Source organism: Streptomyces sp. NPDC058274 (assembly GCF_042881375.1).
In the GTDB taxonomy this organism is placed as follows: domain Bacteria; phylum Actinomycetota; class Actinomycetes; order Streptomycetales; family Streptomycetaceae; genus Streptomyces.
In genome coordinates this window covers 205,485-226,097 of sequence record NZ_JBHVXW010000011.1, presented here as the reverse complement: position 1 = coordinate 226,097, position 20,613 = coordinate 205,485, and the positions used below count along the sequence as shown (strand labels likewise).

Sequence of the window (20,613 nt, the reverse complement as noted above, 5' to 3'; positions counted from 1 at the left end):
TCATGGTTCCGGGCACGCGCGCGTGGCCGTCGTCGTCACATCCAGCCCCGCTGCTTGAACAAGCGGTAGAGCCCGATCTCCAGGACGACCATCAGCAGCACCACGGCCGGATACGACCACACCCAGTGCAGCTCCGGCATGTGATCGAAGTTCATGCCGTAGATGCCCGCGATCATCGTGGGGACCGCGGCCATGGCCGCCCAGGCGGAGATCTTCCGCATGTCGTCGTTCTGCCGGACACTCATCTGCGCGAGGTGCGCGGAGAGGATGTCGGACACCAGCCGGTCCAGGCCCTCCACCGACTCGTTCACGCGCGTCAGGTGGTCGCTGACGTCACGGAAGAAGGGCTGCGCCTCGCCCTCCACGAACGGCACTCCGGTGCTGAACTGACCCATGCCCGCGAGCCGGGTCAGCGGCACGGCCAGCGGGCCGGTCGCCCGGCGGAACTCCAGGATCTGCCGCTTGAAGGTGTAGATCCGGGACGCCGTGTTCCGCGTGCCGCCGGCGGACGGCGAGAAGACCTCCGCCTCCAGCTCCTCCAGGTCGGTCTGCAGCTCGGTCGCCACCTCCAGATAGTGGTCGACCGTGGCGTCGGCGATCGCGTACAGCACGGTCGTGGGCCCGTGCCGGAGCATGTCGGGGTCCTTCTCCAGCCGGTCCCGCACCTCGCCGAGCGGTGAGCCCTCCCCATGGCGCACGGTGACCACGAAGGAGTCGCCGACGAAGAGCATCACCTCGCCCGAGGACACGGTGTCGTTGTCGGCGTCGTACGTGACCGGCTTCAGGACCATGAACAGCGAGTCGTCGTACACCTCGATCTTGGGGCGCTGGTGTGCCTTCAGGGCGTCCTCGACGGCCAGCGGATGCAGTCCGAACTCACTGGTGACGTGGCCGAACTCCTGCTCCGTCGGCTCGTGCAGCCCGATCCAGAGGAAGGCGTTGCCGTCGGCACGCGCCTGTGCCAGGGCGTCCGAAAGGTCATCGGGGCCGTCGCTGCGGCGCCCGTCGCGGTAGATGGCGCAGTCGACGATCACAGAGCGTATTCTCCCGACATCCGGACCGGCGTGCACGCCGGTCGCGCTCCGGAGGGGCTTTGCGGACACAGCCTAGGCTGGAGCGCATGCCCACCCTGATCCTCGTCCGGCACGGACGTTCCACCGCCAACACCGCGGGTCTCCTCGCCGGGTGGACGCCCGGCGTCGCCCTCGACGAGCGCGGTGCCGCCCAGGCCGCCGCCCTGCCCGGCCGGCTCTCCGCGCTGCCGATCTCCGAGGTCGTCACCAGCCCCCTGCAGCGCTGCCAGGAGACCGTACGGCCGCTGCTCGACGCCCGCCCCGAGCTGCGCGCCCACACCGAGGAGCGCATCGGGGAGTGCCATTACGGCGACTGGACCGGCCGCAAGCTCGCCGAGCTCATGGACGAGCCGCTGATGGAGGTCGTACAGACGCATCCGACCGCGGTCGCGTTTCCGGGCGGCGAATCGATGCGGGCGATGCAGACGCGCGCCGCCGAGGCGGTCCGCGAGTGGAACGCGCGCGTGGAGCGCGATCATGGCAGTGACGCTGTGTATCTCATGTGCTCGCACGGCGACATCATCAAATCCCTTGTCGCGGACGCACTCGGACTTCATCTCGACCTCTTCCAGCGGATCTCTGTTGAACCGTGTTCCATCACCGCGATCCGTTACACCCGGATGCGGCCATTTCTCGTCCGCCTCGGGGACACCGGTGATTTCGCGTCCCTGGCGCCGCGCGAGGAGGCCGCGGGCGGCGACGCCCCGGTGGGGGGCGGGGCGGGCGCACCGTGATCGTCGGCCGCAGTAGGGTGAAGCGGTCGAAGCAGCGCAGTAGTTGTCAGCAACCCACGCGGACCGACGCAGGCTGAGCCCGCTGCCCGGTCCCGATGCCGATCCCAATGGAGACAGGACGTGTCGCGTCAGGTGTTCCTCTATGACCCACCGGACCGTTTCGTGGCCGGTACGGTCGGGCTGCCCGGGCGCCGTACCTTCTTCCTCCAGGCCTCCTCGGGCCCCCGGGTGACCAGTGTGGCCCTGGAGAAGACGCAGGTCGCCGCCCTGGCCGAGCGCATGGAAGAGCTGCTCGACGAGGTCGTACGGCGGACCGGGGGCAGCGCGCCCGTACCGGCCGTGGCCCCCGCCGAGGTCACCGACACCGCCCCGCTGGAGAACCCGGTGGAGGAGGAGTTCCGCGTCGGCACGATGGCGCTGGCCTGGGACGGCGACGAGCAGCGCATGATCGTCGAGGCGCAGGCCCTGGTCGAGCTGGACGCCGATACCGACGAGGACCTCGCCGAGGCAGAGGAACGACTGCTCCAGGACGAGGAGAACGGCCCGCCGATGCTCCGCGTCCGGCTCACCGGCGCGCAGGCCCGGGCCTTCGCCAAGCGCGCCCTCGACGTCGTCAACGCCGGCCGGCCGCCGTGCCCGCTGTGCAGCCTCCCGCTCGACCCGGAAGGACACGTATGTCCGCGCCAGAACGGATACCGCCGCGGAGCGTGACCACGGCCGAGCTGCTCGCCAAGGGCGAGCTGAAGGTGCGCGGACAGATCCGTGAGGCGTCGAACGCGGTGCTGTACTGCTCCGTCGCCCACGAGGGGCAGGACGCGTTCTGCGTCTACAAGCCGGTCGCCGGGGAACGGCCCCTGTGGGACTTCCCCGACGGCACGCTGGCCCAGCGCGAGGTGGCGGCGTACGAGGTGTCCGAGGCGACCGGCTGGGGGCTCGTGCCGCCCACCGTGCTGCGGGACGGGCCGTACGGCGAGGGCATGTGCCAGCTCTGGATCGAGAGCGCGGCGGACGCCGAGCTGCTCGCGCTGGTCGACGGCGAGGAGCCCGCGGACGGCTGGAAGGCCGTCGGGTTCGCCGAGGTCGGCGAGGGGCGCACGGCACTGCTCGTGCACGCCGACGACGTGCGGCTGCGGCGCCTCGCGGTGCTGGACGCCGTGATCAACAACGCCGACCGCAAGGGCGGCCATCTGCTGCCCGCGGACGAGGACCGGCTGTACGGCATCGACCACGGGGTCACCTTCAACGCCGAGAACAAGCTGCGGACTCTGCTGTGGGGGTGGGCGGGCGAGCCGCTCACCGGGGAAGCGGTCGAGGTGCTGACCACCCTGCGGGACGGACTCGCACCGGGCGGGCCACTGGCCACCCGGCTGGCCGAACTCATCACCCTGGCCGAGGTCGAGGCCACGCGGGCGCGTGTCGACGCGCTCCTCACCTCGGGGAAGCATCCCGAACCGAGCGGGGAGTGGCCGGCCATTCCGTGGCCGCCGGTGTGACGGAGCCCAGCGGGCCCGGGCCCGGCGGCGGTTGTCCGCCGGAGCGGGTCCGGTTCCCCCGGCCGGGCCGTGCGCGGTCGGGGAGCGGTACGGATGCACAGGCTCGCCTGGCCGGCAAGACCGCCTTCCCGGCCATCAGGCCTGGTCCGGTTCGTATCCGGAACATCCGTCCGGTTAGGCTCAGGGCATGTATGCCTGGCCCGCTTCTGAGGTCCCCGCCCTGCCCGGTGAGGGACGCGACCTCCGGATCCACGACACCGCGACCGGAGGGCTCGTCGCCCTCGACCCCGGTCCCGTCGCCCGTATCTACGTCTGCGGCATCACGCCGTACGACGCGACCCACCTGGGTCACGCGGCGACCTACAACGCGTTCGACCTCGTGCAGCGCGTGTGGCTCGACACCAAGCGGCAGGTTCACTACGTCCAGAACGTGACCGACGTCGACGACCCGCTCCTCGAGCGCGCGCAGCGCGACGGCATCGACTGGGTGGGGCTCGCCGAGAAGGAGACCGCCCTCTTCCGGGAGGACATGACCGCCCTGCGGATGCTGCCCCCGCGGCACTACATCGGTGCGGTCGAGGCGATACCCGGGATCGTGCCGCTGGTCGAGCGGCTGCGGGACGCCGGCGCCGCCTACGAGCTCGAAGGAGACGTGTACTTCTCCGTCGAGTCCGACCCGCACTTCGGACAGGTGTCCCACCTGGACGCCGCCGCGATGCGCCTGCTCTCCGCAGAGCGCGGCGGCGACCCGGACCGGCCGGGCAAGAAGAACCCGCTCGACCCGATGCTCTGGATGGCGGCCCGCGAGGGCGAGCCGAGCTGGGACGGCGGCTCGCTCGGCCGCGGCCGGCCCGGCTGGCACATCGAGTGCGTGGCCATCGCGCTCGACCATCTCGGCATGGGCTTCGACGTCCAGGGCGGCGGCTCCGACCTCGCCTTCCCGCACCACGAGATGGGCGCCTCGCACGCCCAGGCGCTGACCGGCGAGTTCCCGATGGCCAAGGCGTACGTCCACGCAGGCATGGTCGCGCTGAACGGCGAGAAGATGTCGAAGTCCAAGGGCAACCTGGTCTTCGTCTCCACGCTGCGACGTGACGGAGTCGACCCGGCCGCCATCCGTCTCGCGCTGCTCGCGCACCACTACCGGGCCGACTGGGAGTGGACGGACACCGTCCTCGAAGAGGCGGTCGCCCGTCTCGGTGACTGGCGCGCGGCGGTGTCGCGGCCCGATGGCCCCTCCGCCGACGCGCTCGTCGACGAGATCCGCGTCGCCCTCGCCGACGACCTGGACGCGCCGGCCGCGCTCGCCGCGGTCGACCGCTGGGCCGCGCTCCAGCACGAGCGGGGCGGTACGGACGAGGGCGCGCCCGGTGTCGTGTCGCGTGCGGTGGACGCTCTGCTGGGAGTGGCTCTCTAGGCGACCGGGACCGACTGCCCGGCTTTCCGGGCGACCGGGCCGGCGGCGTACGCGGCTCTGCGGGAGCAAGGGGACGCCGGGCGGGGAGTCACCCGCCCGGCGTCCTTCACGCGTGTGGAGCGGCCGCTGTCACTTGCTCACGATGACGGACTGGATGACGCTGCTGTTGGTGTCGTAGATCCCGTAGATCTGCTGTCCGAAGGCGAACGCGCGCTGGACCTCGTCGTGCGTCACCTGGTTCGGGTTCACCAGCCGGCGCCAGCCGTTGCTGATGTACAGGTAGAGCACCTGCGGCTGGCCCGGGAGCGGGGTGACGACGTCCTGGAAGTGCTGGGCCACCCCGATGGCCAGCGCCTGGGTTCCGACCGCGCTCGGCAGGACCAGCGGCTCACCCTGCTGGATCTGCTGAATCTGTTGCGGCTGCGGCTGCGGCTGCTGTGCGCCGATCTGCTGCTGACCACCGAGCTGCTGCAGCAGCTGCTGGAACGGCTGCTGCCGGCCGAGCTGCTGGAGCTGCTGCTGCAGGTGCTGGGGGAGCTGCTGCGGGCCTTGTTGCGGCGCCTGTTGCTGCTGACCGCCGCCCTGCTGACCCATGCCCTGCTGACCCATGCCCTGCTGACCCGGCCCCTGCTGTCCGAACGGCTGCTGCATCTGCTGTCCGAACGGCTGTTGCATCTGCTGTCCGAACGGCTGTTGCTGGCCGCCCTCTTGCCCGAACGGCTGCTGCATCTGCTGTCCGAACGGCTGCTGTTGGCCGCCCTCTTGCCCGAACGGCTGTTGCTGGCCGATGCCCTGCTGCTGGTACGGCGAGGTGCTCGGCTGCTGGTGCTGTCCCTGTTGGCTCATCTGCGGGGTGGTGCTCATGCGGGTGCCACCTTCCCTCAATCGTTGAGCGTTGGTCGGGTCGAGCGTCGATCGTTGGTCGGATTGCGCCGGCCTGTGACGGCCGGCCCTGCCCCCGGGCCGTCGGTTCGTCCCTGACGACCAGGTCCTCAGCCCGTGACCACCAGGCCGACGATCTCGTCGTCCGAGAACCAGACCCGGACGTCGGGGTGTCCCGTCGCGAAGGCGGTGTGCACCGCCTGGCGTGTCTCGGGGGACGGGTTGTTCAGGTTGCGCCATTCACCGGCCACGAACAGCCGGAGCCGCGGCGGGAGTTCACGTGGGTAGGGCAGCAGCTCGTCCCAGTAGCGCTCGGCCCGGCCGGAGCCGACCGCGTCGGGCAGCAGACGGGTGACCGCCGCCTTGATGTCCGGCCGGCTGCCGATCCGCTGGGACGCGGGACGCCCCGGCGCGTCCTGCTGCGGAGACCCGGTCGCCCGCAGCACCGAGCGGACCCGCTCCGGGGACATCGGGTCCTGCCCGGCCGCCTTCAGCATGCCCTGCAGTGCGGCCAGGGCGCCGACCACCACCGGGGAGGCGGAGGAGGTCCCGGAGAACGTGTCCGTGTACCAGGCGATCTCCTCGGCACCGCCCTGCAGATCGCCGGGCCGGTCCCAGGAACCACCGGTGGTCGTGACCTCACGTCCCCAGCCCTGCGCGTCCAGGCGTGCCCCGTAGTTGGAGAACGCCAGCCGTGAGCGGTCCGGGCCGTGGTCGCGGCCGTGGGTGCCGGGCGGCGGGGCACCGGCACCGACCAGGATCGCGCCGGAGGACTGGTGGGAGGGGTTGAACGGGTTGCGCCAGTCCTCCGGGAACTCGTCGGGACGGCGCTCGTACACCGCGTCGTCGAGCGACTCGCCGCCGTTGCCCGCGGCCTCCACCACGATGACGCCCTTGGCGGTCGCATAGCGGATGGCCGCGCAGTCGTCGGGCCACCACTCCAGCGCGATGTATCCCTGCTGGTCGCCGCGCTGTTCGTAATCGAGCCGGGGCCCGGGCCGGTGGAGTTCGACCAGGACGATGTCGCCCGGGCCGAGCCGGTCGGCCGCCGCGTGGATCGCGGCCGCCGTGCCGATGCCCTGGAAGGACGCGGCCGCGGTCACCGCGTCCGGGACGATGCCGGAGATGCCGTGCTCATTGCGGTCGCCGCCGATCACACCGATCACGGCGGTGCCGTGGTTGCGCCAGGCGAGGTCGGTCAGCGGGGTGCCGACGACGACACCGGCGAGCTTGGCCGCCAGATCCTCGTGGCCGAGCTGCCAGGCGCCCTCCACATCGATCACCGTCACGCCCTGGCCCGTGCCGCCCGGGCGCTGCCAGGCCCACGCCGCGTCGATCCCCTCGGGCGCCCGGCCCAGATAGCCCTGGCGGCTGCTGAAGTCGGGGGTGACCGGGGCGCCTTCCTTCACTCGCCGGCTGTCGTCCGTGCTCTGCCCGACGGACTCCACCGAGGCGGGTACGGCGCCGGGCTTCACGTACGCCGTGTCGATCTCCGGCAGCGCGGCGATCCGTGAGCGCAGCTCCTGGGCGCGGCTCTCGCCGCCACGGACCCGGTAGAAGCGAGTGAGCTCCGGCACGCTCTCGGCGTGCGCGGACTGCTGGATCCGCTCCTCGCTGCCGAACAGCGGTTCCAGGGCGAGCTGTTCGTCGCTGAGGAACATGTTGAGGGCCGATACGTCGGAGCCCGCCGCGGAGCGCACCCCCTCGGCGCCGGCGCGCAGCCGGGCCTCGGGGCGAGCGACGACGATCAGTTCCTGCTCCGCTCCTCGGTAGGTGAATCCCGCTCCGTCGGGCCCCGGCCCGGACGCTCCCGGGCCCTGCGTCGGCTGTACCTGATCGGTCATCGCGTGCCGCTCCCTTCGGTCCCTGCGGGTGCCTTGTCGCGGGGTGACGCGGCGCCAAGTCCCTGCTCCGGGCCGCGCCTTCGGGGCCCAACCTGGCACGGCCGGGCCAACACGTCCACCCCGTCTTCGGCAACTTGGTTTGGAAACAAGTTGAATGGGGAACCCTGTGCAATCCGCCCTGAAACAGATGTCACGCAGCAAACCGGCCAAAGGCTGCAGTGGCAGGGGTCATGTGATGGGGTGGAAGCGTCTGTTGACCATCGGCCGAGCTCGACTCGGCCCTTTGCGTAAGGACGCTTCATGGACCGTTCCTTCGCACGTAGAAGACTCCTCACAACCGCCGCGGTACTGGGAGGCGCGGCAGTTCTGGGCGGCACGGCAGGGGGCACCGCCCAGGCGGCGGGAGAGCCCGGGCCCGCCCAATTCCCTTTGCCGCACGGCTTTCAGCCCGAGGGCATAGCCATCGGCACCACCCCGTTCGCGTACTTCGGGTCGCTCGCGAACGGCGACATCTACCGCGCGAGCCTCGCCACCGGGCGCGGCCGCGTCATCAGCAAGGGCCTCGGCGCCGGGCATCCCACCGTGGGACTGAAGACCGACCCGCGCGGCCGGCTCTTCCTCGCCGGTGGCGTGAGCGGTGAGCTGCGCACGGTGGACGTCCGCAGCGGCGAGACCGAGAAGGTGTACGCCGTCGGCGGCCGGTTCGTGAACGACGTGATCGTCACACCGCGCTCCGCCTGGTTCACCGACTCGTACCAGGCACAGCTCTACCGGCTCGCCCTCGGCGAACACGGCGAGCCCGGCGCCGTGACGCCCCTGCCGCTGACCGGCGACTGGGAGCAGGGCCCGGACTTCACGGCCAACGGCATCGAGCTCACGCCCGACGCCAGTGCGCTGCTCGTCGTCAACACGGTCGCGGGCGGCGGCGGGCTGATGCGCGTCGACCCGCGTACGGGCGTGGCGCGTGCCGTGGACCTGGGAAGCTCCCGACTGCCCTACGGCGACGGCCTGTTGCTCCTCGGCCGTACGCTCTACGCCGTGCAGCAGCAGCTGAACCAGATCGACGTCTTCCGGCTGAACGCGTCCGGCACCAAGGGCACGGCGATCGCCCGGATCACGGACCCGCGCTTCCGTATCCCGACGACGGTCGCCGCGTGGGGCGATCGGCTCTATCTGCCGAACGCCCGCTTCGATGTCGAGCCGACGCCGGACACGGAGTACGACGTGGTGGCGGTGGACCAGGTCTGACGGCGGTCCCGTCAGGTCGGACGGGCGCACCCGGCCGCCGATGACCGAGGGGCGGTGCGCGTCGTGCGCACCGCCCCTGCCGGTTCCGTCGTCCGAGGCCGGTTCAGTCGTCCGAGGGCTCCGGGGACTGTGGGGACTCCGGCGGCTTCGGGGATTTCGAGGACCCCGACGGGCCGTCGGAGCCAGGAGAGCCCGATGAGCCGGCGGACTCGGGGCCACCGTCGGGCCCGTCAGGCGCGTCGGAGTCGCCGGAGGCTACCGAGCTATCCGAAGCATCCGAAGCGTCCGAGGTATCCGAAGCATCCGAGGCGTCCGAGGTATCCGAAGGCTTCGAGGTGTCCGAAGGCTTCGAGGTGTCCGCGGTGCCAGAGGGCTTCGCGGTCCCCGAGGTCCTCGGCGCGTCGGCGGAGTCCGAGAAGGCCGGCGGCCCCGGCGGGCCGGAGGTCTCCCGGGGTTCCCCGGAGCGTGGGGCCCCCGGAGAGCCTGCGGCCCCCTCGGGTCCCTCGGTCCCGTCGTCGTCGCCGGTGTCGGCCGGGACCTCCGCGCCGGTCCCGCCCTCGGCCTCGGGCCGTTGCGGCTTGGGCCGGGCGCGGCCACCGGGAGTGTCACGCAGGAAGGTGGCGGACTCGCCGCTCTCGGTCGCGTGGCTCCCGGGCGGCGGCGTGGGACCGCTGCCGTCCCGCCGCCGCAGATAGCGTTCGAACTCGCGAGCGATGGCTTCACCCGACGCCTCGGGCAGCTCGGCGGTGTCCCGGGCCTCCTCCAGCGTCTGCACGTACTCGGCGACCTCGCTGTCCTCGGCGGCCAGCTGGTCGACGCCCAGCTGCCAGGCCCGCGCGTCCTCGGGCAGCTCGCCCAGGGGAATGCGCAGGTCGATCAGGTCCTCAAGGCGGTTCAGAAGGGCCAGGGTCGCCTTCGGGTTCGGCGGCTGCGAGACGTAGTGCGGAACGGCCGCCCACAGCGACACCGCCGGAACGCCCGCGTGCGTGCACGCCTCCTGGAGAATGCCGACGATCCCCGTGGGGCCCTCGTACTTGGTCTCCTCCAGGTCCATGGTGCGGGCCAGGTCCGGGTCGGAGGTGACCCCGCTGACCGGTACCGGACGGGTGTGCGGGGTGTCGCCGAGGAGCGCGCCCAGGACGACGACCAGCTCGACGCCCAGCTCATGGGCGAAGGCAAGGATCTCGTTGCAGAACGAGCGCCAGCGCATCGACGGCTCGATGCCCCGGACCAGCACCAGGTCACGCGGCTTCTCGCCGCCCACCCGGACCACCGAAAGACGCGTCGTCGGCCAGGTGATCTTGCGTACCCCGCCGTCCAGCCACACCGTGGGCCGGTTGACCTGGAAGTCGTAGTAGTCCTCGGCGTCGAGCGCCGCGAACACCTCACCCTTCCACTCCCTGTCCAGGTGCGCGACCGCGGCGGAGGCGGCGTCGCCGGCGTCGTTCCAGCCCTCGAACGCGGCCACCATGACTGGGTCGATCAGCTCGGGAACCCCCTCCAGCTCGATCACCCAGCGCCTCCTTCCGACGTGCCCTCGCGTACGTCCCAACCTTACGGCGTGCGCCGGGGGCCTCCGCAGCCCCCTTGCACGGAGGGATGAACGGATGACTGCCCCGTACGCCACCCCGAAACACCCCTCAGTCATCCGAGCTGTCCCGAGCCAACTTCGCCGGGAGCCCTGGAGGTTGTCGTAGGTGTGCGTTATACGTCAGATGACCCCGAGAGGTCCGATGTTCGGCGAGCGACATGGGGCACTTGCGAACGCGAGCGTGACCGGCCTCGATGTGCACGACGTGCGGGTTCTCACGTCGGTGGGGCGGGACGGCCGGACGCGATGAGTCCGGATCCGGGCGGCTCGCTGGCCCATCTGGTCCGCTACACCTCCGATGACTCGCGGGGTACGGTTTCAGCCTCACCGTCGGCCGCGGCAACGAGGTCGCGGGGGTGGCGATCGAGACGCTGCGCCCGTACGGTGCGGGGGCTCTCCACAGCCGGCCCGCAAGGCGGTCGGTCCCGGCGTGCGGATCGCCGTCGACGCCAACCAGCGGTGGGACGTCGTCGAAGCCGTGCGCCGAACCGAGGCCCTGGCGCCCTGTGACCCGGCGGCAGCGCGGTGTCCCGAAGAGCCCCGTACCAGGCCCCGTACTAGAGGGTCGAGCGCAGCCACTGCTCCACGCTCGCGATGTGCACGGTGGCCCAGGACCGGGCGGCTTCCGCGTCCCGGTCGCGCAGGGCGGCGATGATCGCGCGGTGCTCGTGCAGCGTACGGCTGACCGCGTCCTCCTGGGTCAGGCCGCGCCAGATCCGGGCCCGGGTGGTGGGTCCGGAGAGACCGTCGAGCAGGGAGCAGAGCACCGAGTTCCCGGAGCTCTGCACGATGCCCCGGTGGAACTCCAGGTCGCAGGCGACGAGTTCCTCCACCGAGGGTGCGGCGCCGAGCGCGTCCAACTGGGCGGTCAGGGCGTCCAGTTGCTGTTCGCTGATGCGTGAGGCCGCCATCGCCGTCCCGGCCGGCTCCAGAATGCGGCGCACCGCCAGGAACTCCAGGACGGTGTCGTCGCGGTGGAAGTCGACGACGAAGCTCAGCGCCTCCAGCAGCAGTTGCGGATCGAGGCTGGTCACATACGTGCCGTCGCCCTGCCGCACATCGAGGATGCGGATGAGCGACAGCGCCCGCACGGCCTCGCGCAGGGAGTTGCGGGACAGCCCGAGCTCGGCGGCGAGCTCGCTCTCCTTGGGGAGCCGGTCGCCGGGCCGCAGTGAGCCGGAGACGATCATTCCCTTGATTTTCTCGATCGCCTCATCGGTGACGGCCATGGCGGTGCCTCCCTCGTTCAGACATCCGATGTCTCACGACATTATGGGGGTTCAGCCAGTTGAACGGGGCACAAAGTCCGATGTCAGCCGCCAGACGCCAGCCCCCCGGCCGCCCCCTGCCGTCAGCGGTCACCTGTCGCCGGCCGTCTCCTGTCGACAGCCAACGCTCCCGCCACCCGGCGAACCCCCGACCCCGGCCTCGCCCCGAGTCCTCCCCCCGAGTCCTCCCCCCGGGGCCTCGCCCCGAGCCCTCCCCGCGATCCGCCCCGAGCCCGCCCCGAGACCCCGCCTACTCCTCCCAGAGCGAGCTCGGCGCCTCCCGTCGTACCACCGGTGCGATCTCCTCCTGGAAGCGCTGCAGCGTCTCGATCTGCTCGGCCGTCGACTGCCCGAAGGCGTCCACGGTGACCGACTGGAGGTCGTGCCGGTACACCTCGTGATATCCGAGGATCTTGTCGATGATCTGCTGGGGCGAGCCGATGAGCTGGGGCCCGTCCGCGATCGCGTCCTCGATGGTGCGGAAGGGCGTGTTGTAGCCCGCCCTGCCCTCCAGATGCGGCCGGAAGGCCTGGCGCACCTTCGCTTCGTACAGGTCCTTGTACCGGGCGACCGCCTGCTCGTGCGTGTCGGCGATCAGCAGCCCGCCCGAACCCGCCGCCACATGGGCATGCGCCGGATCGTGCCCGTACGCCTCGAACCGCTCCCGGTAGTGCTCGATCAGCCGGGCGTACGCGGCACGCGGCTGGATGGCGTTGGCCGTGAACAGCGGATCGCCGTGCTTGGCCGCCAGTTCGGGGGAGTTGAGGGAGGTCGCCGAGCCGTGCCAGACGCGCGGGGGCCCGTCGTAGGGCCGCGGCACGGTGGTCACGTTCTTCAGCGCCGGCCTGAACTCACCTTCCCAGTCGACGTTCTCCTCGCTCCACAGCCTGCGCAGCAGCTCGTACTTCTCCTTCTGGAGGTCCCACTGCCGTTCCTCGTCGAGCCCGAAGAGATCGAAGTGACCGGCCTCCGCGCCCTTTCCGATCACCAACTCGATGCGTCCCCGCGAGAGTTGGTCGAGAGTCGCGTAGTCCTCGGCGACCCGCACCGGGTCGAGGATCGCGACCACGGTGACGCCGGTGAGCAGTTTGATGCGGCTGGTACGGGCCGCCAGCGCGCCCAGGATCACCGTCGGTCCGGACGACAGGAACGGACCGGCGTGCCGCTCGCCGATCGCGTACGCGTCATAGCCGGACCGCTCCGCCGCCACGCCGACCTCGACCACCTCGGCCAACCGGTCGGCGGGGGAGAGGAGTTCACCGGTCAGCGGGTGCGGGGCGTGGCTGATGATCGAGAGCACCTGGAACTTCATGACGTCCCTTCGGGGGTGGCGGCCGCGAGGCCCAGATGGCCGCGCAGAGTACGGGTCTCATAGGCGGACCGGAACAGCCCGCGCCTGATCAGCTCGGGAACCGTGCGGTCCACCAGCGCGTTCAGGTCGAGGGGCAGTACGGCCGGGCGGATCCGGAAGCCGTCGGCGCCGCCCTCGTGGTGCCACTCCTCGAACAGGTCGGCCAGCCCCTCCGGGGTCCCGTGGAAATCCCGGCGTCGGACTCGAACGGGCCGCCGGCCGCGTCCTCCAGATCCGCGAGGCGCTCGGCGGCCGCGCCGTCACTCGGAGCCAGGATCACGTTCAGATCGGCGAGGACCTTCAGCGTGCGGCCCTCCTCGGCGGCGAGACGGTCGACCTCGGCACGTGTCCTGCGCAGCTCTTCGGCGTCGGCGGGCGTGACGATCACGACGTCGGCGCGACGGGCCGCGAAGCGGTACGGGACGGTGTCGTGCGCGAGGGAGATGAACGGCGGGCGGCCCTGCGGTGCCGCCGCCGACGGCTCGGCCTTGTCCCACTCCAGGCCGACCCGGCGCAGGAACTCGGCTGCCCTGTCGAAGAGTTCGGCCACCTGACGATCGCCCTCGGGCGTCCCGAGGATCGCCAGGATCCGCTCGTGCTCGATGTCGTCCGCCGCGATGCGGGGCCGTACGCCCGCCCTGCCCCCGCTGAGCAGATCGAGCGTGGCGAACCGGGCCGCGTACCCGGCGGGCTGCCCCAGCGCCGGCCCCAGCGGTACCAGCCCGATGCGCGCGGTCTCCCGTGCGGCGACGGTGAGCAGCAGGGCGGAGTCCAGCTGCCCCGGCCCGTCCTCGACGGTGACGAAGTCCAGCAGTGCCGCCTCCGAGCGCCGCACCAGCCGTATGAACTCCTCCACCGTGGGCGGTCCGCCGGGGGCGGCCGGATGCACGCCCCGGCCGTCGAGGGTGACGCCCAGAATCAGTTGGCTCATCGCGTTCTCCCGAGTCCGTCAGGCCTGCTTCTGCCAGGCGTGCGCGAGCAGTTCGTACGAGCGCACCCGGTCGGCGTGCTGGTGCGTGATGGTGGTGATGACCAACTCGTCCGCGCCGGTGGCCTTCTGCAGGGCGTTCAGCCGCTCGGTGACCGTCTCGGGCGCGCCCACGAACTGGGTGTCGACGCGATCGGCGACCAACTCCCGGTCCTCGTCGGTCCATTGGTGCGCGGACGCCTCCTCGGGCGTCGGGAACGGGATCGCGCCCTCGCCGCTGCGGATGGACCGCACCCAGGGCGCGTACCCGGCGGCGAGCCGCCGTGCCGACTCGTCGTCGGGACCGACCACCACATCGGCGGAGACGGCGACATACGGCTGCGCGAGCGTCCCGGAAGGCCGGAAGGCCGCGCGGTACGCCTCCACCGCCTCGAGCACGGACGCGGGCGACACGTGGTAGTTGGCCGCGAACGGCAGCCCGCGTGCCCCCGCCACCTCGGCGCTCTCGCCCGCGCTGCTGCCGAGGATCCACACCTCGACATCCGCGCCCGCGCCCGGCACCGGACGGGCCGCGGTGCCGTCCTCGTCGGCGTAGGTCCCCGCCAGCAGCGCCAGAATGTCGGCGATCTGCTCCTCGTACGCGGGGGCCTGCGCGCCCGGCTGCTGGAGCAGCCCCAACTGGAGCCGGAAACGCGGGGACTTGAGCAGCTGGGCGAAGCCCGTGAAGCGGGGCGGGAGGTACAGACCCTCGTCCGTGAAGGTGCCCTCGGCCGATTCGGGCGCCGGGGGAGCCGTCCGGGGCCGCCCCGACCGTCCGAGGCCCAGGTCGATGCGGCCCGGGTACAGCGCGTCCAGGATCCCGAACTGCTCCACCACGGACAGGGGAGTCTGATGCCCGAGCAGCACCGCTCCCGAGCCCACCCGGATGTCATGGGTCGCCTGCGCCACCGCCTGGATCACCAGCGCGGGTACCGACCCGGCGACGCCGGGGTTGAGATGATGCTCGGCCAGCCAGTAGCGGCGATAGCCGAACTCCTCGGCCGCGCGGGCCAGTTCGACGGCGTTGCGCAGCGCGGTCGGAGCGTCCGATCCGGAGCTGACAGGGACAAGATCGAGTACCGAGAGGGGAACCGGAGGCATCCTCCCACTCTCGCTCCGGGACATTGCGGGCGTATGTACGCGGTGTGGCAGCGCGCCCGGCGGCCCGGAACAGCCGGAAGGGGCGGCTCCCCCCGTGGGAGCCGCCCCTCGGCCGGTGTCCGCTCGCCTACTTCTTGTCGAGCAGGTCCTGCACCTTGCCGCGGACCTCGTCCGTGGCGAGACCGCGGATCGTCAGCGTCGTACGGCGGCGCAGCACGTCGTCCGCCGTCTCGGCCCACTCGTTGTCCCGGGCGTAGACGACCTGCGCCCAGATCTCCGGGGCGTCCGGGTGGACGCGCTCGCCCAGCTCGGGGTTCTCGTTCGCGAGGCGGGCGATGTCGAAGGCCAGCGAACCGTAGTGCGTGGCCAGGTGCCGGGCGGTGTCCGCCCCCATGCGCGGGCCGGGGGCCGGACCGTCGACCAGGAGCCGGTGCGCCACGGCACGGGGATTGGCGACACCCGGCAGCGGCAGCTTCTTCGGCAGCGCGGAGACCGGCTCGAAGTCCTCGCCCAGCGGGCGGCCCGGCAGCGTCTCCAGCTGCTTCATGACCGTACGGCCGATGTGCCGGAAGGTGGTCCACTTGCCGCCCGCGACGGACAGCATCCCGCCCCGGCCCTCCGTGACGACCGTCTCGCGCTTGGCCTTCGAGGTGGCGCCGGGGCCGCCCGGCAGCACCCGCAGACCGGCGAAGGAGTACGTGATCAGGTCGCGGGACAGCTGCTGGTCGCGGATGGAGAACGCGGCCTCGTCCAGGATCTGCGCTATGTCCTTCTCGTTGACCGCGACGTCGCCCGGGTCGCCCTCGTACTCCTCGTCGGTCGTGCCGAGCAGCAGCATGTCCTCCCAGGGGAGGGCGAAGGTGATGCGGTACTTGTCGATCGGGGTGGCGAGCGCGGCCTTCCAGGGGGAGGTGCGCTTGAGGACCAGGTGCGCGCCCTTCGACAGGCGGATGGAGGGGGCCGCGTTCGGGTCCTCCATCTTGCGCAGGTGATCGACCCAGGGGCCGGTGGCGTTCAGCACGAGACGCGCGCTGACCCCGAACTCGTCACCGGTCGTACGGTCCTTGAGCTCCGCGCCCGTGACCCGGCCCCTGGTGAAGCGCAGGCCGGTGACCTCGGCGTGGTTGAGCACGACGGCGCCGGACTCGACGGCCGCGCGGACCGTCATGAGCGCCATGCGCGCGTCGTTCATCTGGTCGTCGCCGTACACGGCCACGGCCTTCAGGTTCTCGGTGCGCAGCTCCGGCACGTCCTGCTGTGCCTTGCCGGGGGACAGCAGGTGCCCGACGCCGTCGCCGAAGGCGGACAGCGCGGAGTACGCGAACACACCGGCACCGAGCTTGGCGGCGCCGTGCGGTCCGCCCTTGTACACGGGGAGGTAGAAGGTCAGCGGGTTCGCCAGGTGGGGGGCCACCTGGCGGGAGACCGCGCGACGCTCGAAGTGGTTCTCCGCCACCAGCTTCACCGCGCCGGTCTGCAGATAGCGCAGACCGCCGTGGAGCAGCTTGGAGGAGGCGGAGGACGTGGCGCCGGCGAAGTCGCCGGCGTCGACCAGGGCCACCCTGAGGCCGGACTGCGCGGCGTGCCAGGCGGTGGAGATGCCCAGGATGCCGCCGCCGATGACGAGGAGGTCGTACGTCGCCTTGGAAAGCTGCTCCCGGGTCTCGGCCCGGCTCGGGGCGGAGCCGGAGGCCGGGTGCGTACCGAGGGCAGGCACGGTCTGCAGGGTGGCTTGACTGGTCATGCTGGTCTTACTCCTCGACAGAGTTCTCATCGAGCCAACCCATGGACCGCTCGACGGCCTTGAGCCAGCTCTTGTACTCACGGTCGCGGGTCTCCGCGGCCATGTTCGGGGTCCATTCCGCGGCCCGGCGCCAGTTGGCGCGCAGGTCTTCGGTGTTGGTCCAGAAGCCGACGGCGAGGCCGGCGGCGTAGGCGGCGCCGAGGCAGGTGGTCTCGGCGACCATCGGGCGCACCACGGGGGCGTCCAGGACGTCGGCCAGGGTCTGCATCAGCAGGTTGTTGGAGGTCATGCCGCCGTCGACCTTGAGGGCCGTGAGCTCGACGCCGGAGTCCTTCGTCATGGCGTCGCTGATCTCACGGGTCTGCCAGGCCGTGGCCTCCAGGACGGCGCGCGCGATGTGCGCCTTGGTGACGTACCGGGTCAGACCGGCGATCACCCCGCGGGCGTCCGGGCGCCAGTACGGGGCGAACAGGCCGGAGAAGGCCGGCACGAAGTACGCGCCGCCGTTGTCCTCGACCGAGGACGCGAGCGTCTCGATCTCGGCGGCGGACTTGATCAGGCCCATCTGGTCGCGCATCCACTGCACCAGCGAACCGGTGACGGCGATCGAGCCCTCCAGGGCGTACACCGGTGCCTGCTCGCCGATCCGGTAGCCCACGGTGGTCAGCAGCCCGCTGTACGAGTTGATGATCTTGTCGCCGGTGTTCATCAGCATGAAGGTGCCGGTGCCGTACGTGGACTTGGCCTCGCCCTCGCTGAAACAGGTCTGGCCGAACAGAGCCGCCTGCTGGTCGCCGAGCGCGGAGGCGACCGGGATGCCGCCGAGCAGGTCACCGAGCCGGCCGCCGGTGATCTCGCCGTACACCTCGGCGGAGGAGCGGATCTCCGGGAGCATCGCCAGGGGGACGCCGATGGACTCGGCGATCTTCTCGTCCCAGGCCAGCGTGTGCAGGTTCATCAGCATGGTGCGGGAGGCGTTGGTGACGTCGGTGACGTGCTTGCCGCCGTTGACGCCGCCGGTCAGGTTCCAGATGACCCAGCTGTCCATGGTGCCGAAGAGGATGTCGCCGGCCTCGGCGCGCTCGCGCAGGCCCTCGACGTTGTCCAGCAGCCAGCGGGCCTTGGGCCCCGCGAAGTACGAGGCGAGCGGCAGGCCGGTCTCCCGGCGGAAGCGGTCCTGGCCGACGTTGCGGCCGAGCTCCCGGCAGAGGGCGTCGGTGCGGGTGTCCTGCCAGACGAGCGCGTTGTGGACGGGCTCACCAGTGTTCTTGTCCCACAGCAGCGTGGTCTCGCGCTGGTTGGTGATGCCGATGGCCTTGATGTCGTCGCGGGTGATGCCGGCCTTCGCGATGGCTCCGGCGACGACCTCCTCGACGTTCGTCCAGATCTCGGTGGCGTTGTGCTCGACCCAGCCCGGCTTCGGGAAGATCTGCTCGTGCTCCTTCTGGTCGACGGAGACGATGCGGCCGTCCCGGTCGAAGACGATGCAGCGGCTCGACGTCGTGCCCTGGTCGATCGCGGCGATGAAGGGGCCGGCGGTGTGTGCGTCGGTCACGGTGTGCTCCTGAAGGTTCCGTATGTAGGGGCTGTATCCACGGCGCGGTGCTCTTGCTGTGAGCGAGGTGCTGACACGGTGCTCAAGCGAAGGCGACGTTGTATATGCCTGCTGCGAGCGCGCCGCCGATGAGCGGACCGGCGACCGGGATCCAGGCGTAGCTCCAGTCGGAACCACCCTTGTTGGGCAGGGGGAGCAGGGCGTGCACGATGCGCGGGCCGAGGTCGCGGGCCGGGTTGATCGCGTAGCCCGTCGGGCCACCGAGCGAGAGGCCGATGCTGACGACGACGAGCGCGGTGACGAGGGCGCCCAGGGTGCCGAGGCCGTTGCCCTTGTCGTTCAGGCCCTGGGTGAGGACCGCGAGCACCAGGACGACGGTGCCGATGATCTCCGTGGCGAGGTTCTGTACCGCGTTGCGGATCTCCGGACCGGTGGAGAAGATGCCGAGCACGGGTCCCGCGCCGGTCTCCTGCGCCTCCACGGCCTTGGCGGTGGTGTCCTGCGCGCCCGGGCCGCCGACGATCTCGCGGTCGGTCAGGTGCGCCTGGAACTGGCCGTAGTAGGCGACCCAGACCAGCGCGGCACCGATCATGGCGCCCAGCAGCTGCCCGCCCCAGTACAGCGGCACGTTGTCCCAGCCGCCGTCCTTGATCGCGAGCGCGAGCGTCACGGCCGGGTTCAGGTGGGCGCCCGAGAGGGGCGCCGAGGTGTAGACGGCCGTGAGGACCGCGAAACCCCACCCGAAGGCGATGGCGAGCCAGCCGGCGTTCCGTGACTTGGAGGCCTTCAGCGTGACTGCGGCACAGACACCGCCGCCGAGCAGGATGAGTATGGCGGTACCGATGGTCTCGCCGATGAAGATGTCGGAGCTGGACACCCGCGACTCCTTTGTCCTTCGTCCAGGGGAAGCCGAACCCCGGGTCCCTCCGGTGGTTCGTGCTCTCGGGAGATGAGAGCGGCTCGGCCCTTGGCGCTGTCACACTCTAACGCGTTATGCCGGTAGGTGTTCGACAATGCCGACCGATGGACGGGAGTCTTGTCCCGGTGTGACCAGCTCGTCAAGGGTTCTGTTATCGAAAACACGATCGTTATTGATTGCCCTGTGTTATCGATCTTGAGCCGGGTCGACGGGGCCCGCCGAGCCCGTACGACGAGGGCCGCCGAGCCGATCCGCCGAGCCCCGTCGGGCTCGTACGCCGAGGACCGTCGAGTCCGTACACCGAGCCCCGTCGAGCTCGTACGCCGAGCCCCGTCGAGAGCCCGTACGGCGAAGGGCCGGGGCGCCCCTGACGCCCCGGCCCTTCCGTATGCGGCGCACCGGCCTCAGAACCGCCCGGCGCCCAGATCCCGTGACACCGCGCGGGCGCAGTCCCGCACCGCGGCGATGAGGTCGGGGCGCAGCTCACCGTCCTTGCAGACCCGCTCCACGGCCCCGGTGATGCCCACCGCGCCGACCGGCATCCGCCGCCGGTTGTGGATGGGGGCGGCGACCGACGCGACGCCCGTCCAGGTCTCCTCGACGTCGTCCGCGTACCCGCGCGCGCGGGTCAGGTCGAGCACGGCCTCGAACTGCTCCAGCTCGCTGACCGTACGGGCCGTGAACGCCTTGCGCTCGGCCTCCGTGACCTCGCTGTGCGCCACCGGGTCGTACGCCGACAGGACCTTGCCCAGCGCCGTGGAGTGCAGCGGCTGCATGGCGCCGACCTCGAGCACCTGGCGGCTGTCGTCGGGCCGGAAGACGTGGTGCACGATCAGGACGCCCTGCTGGTGCAGCACGCCCAGGTACACGCTCTCGCCGCTCGAGCGGGCCAGGTCGTCCGTCCAGACCAGGGCCCGCGCCCGCAGCTCGTGCACGTCGAGATACGTGGTTCCCAGCCGCAGCAGCTCGGCGCCCAGCTGATACCGCCCCGAGGCCGTGTCCTGCTCGACGAAGCCCTCGTGCTGAAGCGTGCGCAGTATGCCGTGGGCCGTACCCTTGGCCAGGCCCAGCGAGGAGGCGATGTCCGACAGGCCGAGCTGGCGCTCGCCGCCCGCGAGCAGCCGCAGCATCGCGGCCGCCCGTTCGAGCGACTGGATGTTCCGTGCCATCGCCGTGCTGCCTCCGTCCCCTTCGACCGCCGGCGGAGCGACTCCACTGCCACCGTTCGGCAATGTCGAACACTACCGGTCGTCACCGACCTCCCGCTAATGGGCGGCCGGCACGGGTTTCGTGCCGGTCCGTATCGCCTTCGCGCACGCCACGCCGTCCCGTCCCGTGGACGCCCCCGACCGTCCGGCGGCGCTCCGGGCTACCCTGACGGCGTGCGCCTTCCATGGGAAGCGCAAAGCCGACAGCCGTCGCACTC

At 71.3% G+C, this 20,613-nt stretch carries 16 protein-coding genes and 2 pseudogenes; 6 read left to right on the top strand and 12 right to left on the bottom strand.

Annotation, left to right across the window (positions count from 1 at the left end; genetic code table 11):
- Positions 1-35: 35 nt before the first annotated feature.
- A complete protein-coding gene (corA, locus tag ACFVYF_RS23065; protein WP_389458025.1) occupies positions 36-1,034 on the bottom strand; it encodes a magnesium/cobalt transporter CorA in 999 nt (332 codons plus the stop codon).
- 86 nt (positions 1,035-1,120) lie between these two features.
- Here corA and ACFVYF_RS23060 point away from each other — a divergent pair, with 86 nt between their 5' ends.
- The 4 genes from ACFVYF_RS23060 (at position 1,121) to mshC (ending at position 4,717) form a co-directional block, all read left to right on the top strand.
- Entirely contained in the window at positions 1,121-1,807 is a 687-nt protein-coding gene (locus ACFVYF_RS23060; RefSeq protein ID WP_389458022.1) for a histidine phosphatase family protein, read from the top strand.
- A gap of 120 nt (positions 1,808-1,927) precedes the next feature.
- The gene (locus ACFVYF_RS23055; RefSeq protein WP_389458020.1) at positions 1,928-2,518 is read left to right on the top strand and encodes a DUF3090 domain-containing protein; all 591 of its coding nucleotides are present in this window, start codon (positions 1,928-1,930) and stop codon (positions 2,516-2,518) included.
- Positions 2,482-3,300 (top strand): SCO1664 family protein, encoded by an 819-nt coding sequence (locus ACFVYF_RS23050; RefSeq protein ID WP_389458018.1) that lies wholly within the window; start codon positions 2,482-2,484, stop codon positions 3,298-3,300. The genes ACFVYF_RS23055 and ACFVYF_RS23050 overlap by 37 nt, the downstream gene beginning before the upstream one ends.
- A gap of 187 nt (positions 3,301-3,487) precedes the next feature.
- Complete coding sequence (mshC, locus tag ACFVYF_RS23045; protein WP_389458016.1) at positions 3,488-4,717, top strand: cysteine--1-D-myo-inosityl 2-amino-2-deoxy-alpha-D-glucopyranoside ligase; 1,230 nt, start codon at positions 3,488-3,490, stop codon at positions 4,715-4,717.
- Between the two features lie 129 nt (positions 4,718-4,846).
- Here the strand turns inward: mshC and ACFVYF_RS23040 are convergent, their stop codons facing one another.
- Together ACFVYF_RS23040 and ACFVYF_RS23035 are read right to left on the bottom strand one after the other, a co-directional pair.
- Positions 4,847-5,581: a hypothetical protein gene (locus tag ACFVYF_RS23040; protein ID WP_389458014.1), complete on the bottom strand. Its 735-nt coding sequence runs from the start codon at positions 5,579-5,581 to the stop codon at positions 4,847-4,849.
- Positions 5,582-5,709: 128 nt separating this feature from the next.
- On the bottom strand, positions 5,710-7,443 hold the full coding sequence (locus ACFVYF_RS23035; RefSeq protein ID WP_389458012.1) for a S8 family peptidase: 1,734 nt from the start codon (positions 7,441-7,443) through the stop codon (positions 5,710-5,712).
- A gap of 300 nt (positions 7,444-7,743) precedes the next feature.
- Between ACFVYF_RS23035 and ACFVYF_RS23030 the strand changes: the two genes are divergently transcribed.
- Positions 7,744-8,691: an SMP-30/gluconolactonase/LRE family protein gene (locus tag ACFVYF_RS23030; RefSeq protein WP_389458010.1), complete on the top strand. Its 948-nt coding sequence runs from the start codon at positions 7,744-7,746 to the stop codon at positions 8,689-8,691.
- 553 nt (positions 8,692-9,244) lie between these two features.
- On the opposite strand, the pseudogene ACFVYF_RS23025 reads toward ACFVYF_RS23030, so the two are convergent.
- Positions 9,245-10,204: pseudogene (locus tag ACFVYF_RS23025) on the bottom strand (PAC2 family protein); the annotation flags it as partial.
- 484 nt (positions 10,205-10,688) lie between these two features.
- On the opposite strand from ACFVYF_RS23025, the pseudogene ACFVYF_RS23020 reads away from it, so the two are divergent.
- Positions 10,689-10,823 (top strand): annotated as a pseudogene (locus tag ACFVYF_RS23020) (enolase C-terminal domain-like protein); the annotation flags it as partial.
- 16 nt (positions 10,824-10,839) lie between these two features.
- Here ACFVYF_RS23020 and ACFVYF_RS23015 read toward each other — a convergent pair.
- From ACFVYF_RS23015 to ACFVYF_RS22980, 8 genes are all read right to left on the bottom strand, one after another.
- The gene (locus ACFVYF_RS23015) at positions 10,840-11,511 is read right to left on the bottom strand and encodes a FadR/GntR family transcriptional regulator (RefSeq protein WP_383286866.1); all 672 of its coding nucleotides are present in this window, start codon (positions 11,509-11,511) and stop codon (positions 10,840-10,842) included.
- Between the two features lie 289 nt (positions 11,512-11,800).
- Positions 11,801-12,862 (bottom strand): LLM class flavin-dependent oxidoreductase, encoded by a 1,062-nt coding sequence (locus ACFVYF_RS23010; RefSeq protein ID WP_389458008.1) that lies wholly within the window; start codon positions 12,860-12,862, stop codon positions 11,801-11,803.
- Positions 12,863-12,983: 121 nt separating this feature from the next.
- On the bottom strand, positions 12,984-13,832 hold the full coding sequence (locus tag ACFVYF_RS23005; RefSeq protein WP_389458006.1) for an LLM class flavin-dependent oxidoreductase: 849 nt from the start codon (positions 13,830-13,832) through the stop codon (positions 12,984-12,986).
- A gap of 18 nt (positions 13,833-13,850) precedes the next feature.
- A complete protein-coding gene (locus tag ACFVYF_RS23000; protein ID WP_389458004.1) occupies positions 13,851-14,969 on the bottom strand; it encodes an LLM class flavin-dependent oxidoreductase in 1,119 nt (372 codons plus the stop codon).
- A gap of 127 nt (positions 14,970-15,096) precedes the next feature.
- Positions 15,097-16,713, bottom strand: a complete 1,617-nt coding sequence (locus tag ACFVYF_RS22995; RefSeq protein ID WP_389458002.1) for an FAD-dependent oxidoreductase — start codon at positions 16,711-16,713, stop codon at positions 15,097-15,099.
- A 7-nt stretch (positions 16,714-16,720) separates the two neighbouring features.
- Positions 16,721-18,268: a glycerol kinase GlpK gene (gene glpK, locus ACFVYF_RS22990; RefSeq protein WP_389458000.1), complete on the bottom strand. Its 1,548-nt coding sequence runs from the start codon at positions 18,266-18,268 to the stop codon at positions 16,721-16,723.
- 82 nt (positions 18,269-18,350) lie between these two features.
- Positions 18,351-19,145, bottom strand: a complete 795-nt coding sequence (locus ACFVYF_RS22985; protein ID WP_389457998.1) for an MIP/aquaporin family protein — start codon at positions 19,143-19,145, stop codon at positions 18,351-18,353.
- 446 nt (positions 19,146-19,591) lie between these two features.
- The gene (locus tag ACFVYF_RS22980) at positions 19,592-20,356 is read right to left on the bottom strand and encodes an IclR family transcriptional regulator (protein ID WP_389457996.1); all 765 of its coding nucleotides are present in this window, start codon (positions 20,354-20,356) and stop codon (positions 19,592-19,594) included.
- Positions 20,357-20,613 lie beyond the last annotated feature (257 nt).

Coding starts and splice junctions, on each gene's coding strand:
- ACFVYF_RS23060 (WP_389458022.1), top strand. CDS start 1,121: ATGCCCACCCTGATCCTCGTCCGGCACGGACGTTCCACCGCCAACACC.
- ACFVYF_RS23050 (WP_389458018.1), top strand. CDS start 2,482: ATGTCCGCGCCAGAACGGATACCGCCGCGGAGCGTGACCACGGCCGAG.
- mshC (WP_389458016.1), top strand. CDS start 3,488: ATGTATGCCTGGCCCGCTTCTGAGGTCCCCGCCCTGCCCGGTGAGGGA.
- ACFVYF_RS23040 (WP_389458014.1), bottom strand. CDS start 5,581: ATGAGCACCACCCCGCAGATGAGCCAACAGGGACAGCACCAGCAGCCG.
- ACFVYF_RS23035 (WP_389458012.1), bottom strand. CDS start 7,443: ATGACCGATCAGGTACAGCCGACGCAGGGCCCGGGAGCGTCCGGGCCG.
- ACFVYF_RS23030 (WP_389458010.1), top strand. CDS start 7,744: ATGGACCGTTCCTTCGCACGTAGAAGACTCCTCACAACCGCCGCGGTA.
- ACFVYF_RS23015 (WP_383286866.1), bottom strand. CDS start 11,511: ATGGCCGTCACCGATGAGGCGATCGAGAAAATCAAGGGAATGATCGTC.
- ACFVYF_RS23010 (WP_389458008.1), bottom strand. CDS start 12,862: ATGAAGTTCCAGGTGCTCTCGATCATCAGCCACGCCCCGCACCCGCTG.
- ACFVYF_RS23005 (WP_389458006.1), bottom strand. CDS start 13,832: ATGAGCCAACTGATTCTGGGCGTCACCCTCGACGGCCGGGGCGTGCAT.
- ACFVYF_RS23000 (WP_389458004.1), bottom strand. CDS start 14,969: ATGCCTCCGGTTCCCCTCTCGGTACTCGATCTTGTCCCTGTCAGCTCC.
- ACFVYF_RS22995 (WP_389458002.1), bottom strand. CDS start 16,713: ATGACCAGTCAAGCCACCCTGCAGACCGTGCCTGCCCTCGGTACGCAC.
- ACFVYF_RS22980 (WP_389457996.1), bottom strand. CDS start 20,356: ATGGCACGGAACATCCAGTCGCTCGAACGGGCGGCCGCGATGCTGCGG.